We start from the raw sequence: 4,111 nt of genomic DNA on the forward strand, positions 1-4,111 counted from the left end.
ACACAACAAAAAACGCCACCGCAATCGTGTGCAGTGGCGTTTAAAATAAACCCTAACCCATAAAAATCAATATATTTAAAATCACTGATATTGCATTATTTTAATAATTATTGCAATTTCTGTATTGATTATGTACTTTTTATTTTTGTGCTTTTTCAAGCGTCTTTACTTTCTCTTGCAATGCCTCAATTTTCTTGTTGGCATCAATCATGTAGAGTGTTAGCTCTTCCAATTTCTCCATTAGTTTGGCACTTGTTTCCATTACATCCATACCATTCTTTGCCATTTCTTCGGCCGAAGGCACATTTGGCAAATGTTGGTGATGAGTAATAAATTTTTCTACTTCATGTAATGGCATCAATTGATATCCTTTTTGGAAAACATAGTCAGCCCAACGGTCAGAATTGGCAATAGCTACTCTTACTCTTTCAGTCAAGATTCCACCTTTTACAAAAAGTTGGAAACCATCAGGAAACGAATTGATACCTGTACCAATCACTACTTTTCCGTTATTAGTATTCTGAACTCTGCCATCAACAATATTCCAACCAACGGGAGTGCTTGTTCCGCCTCCACCACCTACAGCATCATTTACCAAAATTACGTTTCCATTGTCATCTACCGAAAGCACTTTTCCATAGCTATTGCCAGGTGTTGCTGAGGCTTTTAGTTTGGTGAGCTGTAAACCACTTTTACCTTCTTCGTTACTGATGATTGAAATTCCATGACTACTGGTGTTAAAAACTCCGCCAGTCGTATTGGCTTTCCAGAGTTCGGAGATTACTACTGGAGTTCCTGCTGAAGGGGTATTTACTAATATTACATTTCCATCAGCATCAACCGAAAGAACCTTTTGAGTAGTAACGGTTGGCGTATTGTTGCTACTAAGTTTCGACAACACAAACCCATTATTGATATAAACCGTGCCAGTATTACTATTGCCAATATTGCTACCACTGATGCTCCAAGGTGAAGTAGTGGGTGGCAGAACGGTTCCCGGGCCGCCAGTTCCAATCGAGTCTTTTACTAAAATTACGTTTCCGTTGTCATCCACCGAAAGTACTTTTCCAGAAGATTTTGAGGCTGGAGATGATAATTTTAATTGGCTCAATACAAAACCACCGTTCGCTTCCAAATTACCAGATTCAATAATAAGTCCGTTTTTTGATGCTAAACCATTATTTATATAAACTTTACCAGAATTTGAATTTGTTACATTATTTCCACTTACTATCCAAGGTGATGTTATTGTTTGTGTACTTATTACGTTTCCTAAAATTACGTTACCAGTATTATCAACTGTCAAGAACTTTTGAGTGTTAACCGAAGTACTGGTTTCACTGGTGATTTGTGGTAACGTAAGTCCATTATTAATTTGAACTCGACCAACATTACTATTAGAGATGGTGTTTCCTGAAATAGTCCAAGGTAAAGGACTTGGGGTTACAGGAATTGTTCCAACAGAATCTCTAACCAAAATTAGGTTTCCCGACTCATCAACTGTTAGTACTTTTCCATTAGGTCTTCCAGCAGGAGCGGTTGATTTTAGTTGATTTAATATGATACCACTTTTGTTAGGTTCAGCTGCATTAATTTCTAAACTTTTGGCTAATAAACTATTCTTAATAGATACAATACCTAAATTTGAGTTAGTTATGTTATTGCCATTGATAGTCCAAGGTGAAGGACTTACAGGAATAGGATTAACAGCTATTGCGATAGAGTCTTTTACCAATATAACATTTCCATTGTCATCAACTGTTAGTACTTTTCCATTGGATTTTCCAGCAGGATTAGACGATTTTAACTGTGAAAACTGCAAACCACTTTTATTTTCGATAGCACTATTTACTTCTAAAATTCCTGACTCTAAGTGAATGCCCTTTTTCGCCCAAATTCCATTATTTATATGTACCGTACCGACATTTGCATTGCTAATATTATCACCAGTTGAAGTCCATTGAGAAGTAACACCGCTACCAACTGAACTATTTGCTAAAATGACATTACCTGCATTATCAACTGTCAAGAATTTTTGAGCAGTTATGGTAGTAGGATTTTCACTGCTAAGTTTCGATAAAATCAAGCCATTATTGATATAAACTGTGCCTATATTGCTATTTGCAATGTTATTTCCACTGATATTCCACGGCGAAGGATTACTTACAAGAATCGGATTACCTTTATCATTTCCGACCGAATCTCTCACTAAAATCAAATTTCCTGAATCATCTACTGTTAGCACTTTCCCATAAGAATTAAATGCTTTGTTAGATGCCTTGATATTACTAAGTTGAACGGTTCCGTTAAGTATAATTTTACCACCAACATTATTAGATATATTGTTGTCGTTTAGCGACCAATAGTTTGGAGCCGATGCTCCTACCGAATCTTTTGCAAGTACGATAAGTCCGTTGTCATCAACGGTTAGCACTTTTGAGTTTGACTTGATGGCGGGAGAATTTGGACGCAAATTTTTTAGACGGATATTGCTTAAAATGACATCTCCTATATTGCTGTTTTCAATCGAAGTTCCCCTTAATGCCCAATAGCTTGGAGGAATAGTAAGTGGTACTCCCGAGCCAATTCCAACCGAATCTCGAACTAATATTACTCTTCCTTTATCATCTACCGATAATACTTTTTGTGTAGGTCGGCCTGCGGGTGAGTTATTGGTTAATTGCTTAAATTCCAATCCACTAAGGTTAATTACTTTACTATCAATCGACAAAGCACTTTCGGGCTGTTTGGTGTTGATACCGACATAGCCTTTTTCAAAATTACCAAAAATAAGTGGTATTGTCGAAAAACCATTTTCAATATAAAGTGTATTACTCCCAGTTTCGTTTATACCAGCTTTATTGCCAAGAAAAATATTTCCATCGCCCAGTGCTCTTTGTCCAGCTTGCGTACCAAAAGCGATATTCTGAGAACCCGTTACATTACTGTATAACGAATTAGAGCCAAGAGCTATGTTATCGCTACCAGTTTTACTACTTGGCAATGACTGATAACCGACGGCAATATTGTTTATACCTAAATTTGCCTCATGCAGGGCATAAGCACCAAGAGCAACTGAGTTGAAACCGTGGCTACGGTAACCCGCTCGATAACCAAAATAAGTATTACCGAAACGATAATCAATTAAGCCCGAACGATAATTATTTACTTTGAAAACCAACGAAGTTGTATCTAATGTACCGATAAAATTTTCGCTCGAGTTTAAACCACTATTTCCGTTGGTATTCCAAGTATTTTCGTAGGTAGATCCTGCTGCCAAAGTGGCGGATGTTGTAGTAATTGCCGCACCATCAGCACTTCTCGCATACAAGCCTTTCCAACTTGCACCATCGAAAAAGTAGAAACCTGAAAAGAAATCGGTTTGATAGACCATCAAGCCATTGGCTGGAGATTTAATATTTCCACGTTGAGCTAAGGTCATTCGAGGTATCAAAAGTCCTTTTGAATTGGAGGTAAGATCCAATATTGCTGAAATATCGGGTTTGGTTGTTCCGATACCTACATTTTCAGACCCTGCTGTTTGTGCCACTGAAGTTAAGGCACTCAAAATCAGCAACATGAATCCTCCGACTCTAAGACGGAGACTCTTGAAAGGTAAAATCATTCCTGACATTTTGTAAGAGTTAATGATAAGCTAACTTATTTTTTGGTGAAGTGGCTAATTACAACCATCTGTAAAAAAATATTATCAAATAGTATGCCAAAAATTTTGAATATAAAGTAATTATATAATTTGCGAATTGCTTGACATTGTTATAAAAAAACAAAATTGGCTGTTAATCGAATATTTTTAATGCTTATAAGCTAAATAATAAACCGCAAATGAATATTTGTTAATCAATAATCACAAATTTCTGATAGATAATAATAATTCATGTGGTTGAAAAGTAAAATATTAAAATTTACCAATAGAATAATCTTAATGTGTTACAAAATAATAATATACAAACAATTATCAAAATAATCATATTTTAGAAGATTATTTTGATAAAATGCCATTTGACAAAACAATATTAGTAATGAATAATAACTAAAGTTTGGGAGAAATAAAGAAAACTAATTACTTTTGTGCCTATAGGGTTTTACGTTG

General features: G+C 35.6%; 1 protein-coding gene. It reads right to left on the reverse strand.

The window, feature by feature from the left end; genetic code table 11:
- Positions 1–139: 139 nt before the first annotated feature.
- A complete protein-coding gene (locus tag ACH2CJ_RS15855; protein ID WP_394993931.1) occupies positions 140–3,634 on the reverse strand; it encodes a beta strand repeat-containing protein in 3,495 nt (1,164 codons plus the stop codon).
- Positions 3,635–4,111 lie beyond the last annotated feature (477 nt).

This window comes from Emticicia sp. (assembly GCF_043780375.1).
Lineage (GTDB): Bacteria > Bacteroidota > Bacteroidia > Cytophagales > Spirosomataceae > Emticicia.